Below are 1,222 nucleotides of genomic sequence, written 5' to 3'. Positions count from 1 at the left end.
GCCAAGCGCCTCCCCTCCGGCCCCGACTCGCCGCCCCCGGTGATCGAGCTGGACGTCATGAACACCGAGCAGCTCGACGCCCTGGCCGGGAACCTGCGCGACAGCGGCTTCGATCACCTGGACGGCGTCGTCCACGCGATCGGCTTCGCGCCGCAGACCGCCCTCGGCGGCAACTTCCTCGAAACGCCCTGGGAGGACGTCGCGACCGCCGTGCACGCCTCCGCCTACTCCCTGAAGTCCCTGACGATGGCCTGCCTGCCCCTCATGAAGGACGGCGGCTCCGTCGTCGGCCTGGACTTCGACGCCACCAAGGCATGGCCCGTCTACGACTGGATGGGCGTCGCCAAGGCCGGCCTGGAGTCGTGCGCCCGCTACCTCGCCAAGTACCTCGGCCCCCAGGGCATCCGGGTGAACCTCGTCGCCGCCGGCCCCCTCGCCACCATGGCCGCCAAGAGCATCCCCGGCTTCGAGGGCATGACCGACATGTGGCCGAAGGCCGCGCCGCTCGGCTGGGACATCAAGGACAGCGACCCCACCGCCCGCGCCTGCGCGGCCCTCCTCTCCGACTGGTTCCCCGCCACGACCGGCGAAATAGTCCACGTGGACGGCGGCATCCACGCCATCGGCGCGTACTGATTGCATTGCCCTTGGCGGTCAGGCGCTGGAGCGCCTTCCCTTCGGCGGGCAATGCGCACGATCGCTGCATCGCTCCGGCTCGCCTGGCGGCTCGCTGCGCGATCAGGTTCCTCGCAGGCTCGGAACCTGCCTTCGGACGCGATCGCAAGCGTTGAGGTTGTTGCGGGGTTGCGGTGCCGACTGGGGTCTGCGAGCAACGGAGCGGGGGCTTGGCGTGACGGGCTCGCCCCGGGGGCTCGCTGCGCGGTCGGGTTTCTTGCTTCGCTCGAAAGCTGCCTTTGGGCGCGATCGCGGGTGTTGGGGTCGGTGCGTGGCTGGGGTTTGCGGGCGACCGGCCGTGGGGTTGAGGCTTGGTCAGCGGGTGTGGCGGCGGCGTAGGGTTCGGGCGGCGACGGTCAGGTTCAGGGCCGTTGCGGCGCCGGTTATGCCTGCGGCCGCGGCGATCAGGAGGATGTGGCGGTTGTCCTGCTGGGGGACCGCGGCGGGGGAGATGAGGCGCGTCTGCGGCATCGCGGCCGGGTTCGCCCGCAGGAGCTGGTAGGCGTTCGGGTCGGCGGCGATCTCCGGGGTGGGGAGGACGCCTGGG

At 71.4% G+C, this 1,222-nt stretch carries 2 protein-coding genes; one reads left to right on the top strand and one right to left on the bottom strand.

The window, feature by feature from the left end:
- The coding region (gene fabI / locus E1266_RS37310; RefSeq protein ID WP_132055296.1) for an enoyl-ACP reductase FabI at nucleotides 1–636 on the top strand (636 nt) is incomplete at its 5' end.
- Nucleotides 637–990: 354 nt separating this feature from the next.
- Here fabI and E1266_RS38630 read toward each other — a convergent pair.
- Nucleotides 991–1,222: hypothetical protein (locus E1266_RS38630; RefSeq protein WP_165966380.1), on the bottom strand; the 232-nt coding region annotated here is incomplete at its 5' end.

The sequence above is a fragment of the Actinomadura sp. 7K534 genome, assembly GCF_004348575.1.
GTDB lineage: Bacteria > Actinomycetota > Actinomycetes > Streptosporangiales > Streptosporangiaceae > Spirillospora > Spirillospora livida.
This window is presented reverse-complemented; position numbering and strand designations above follow the sequence as displayed.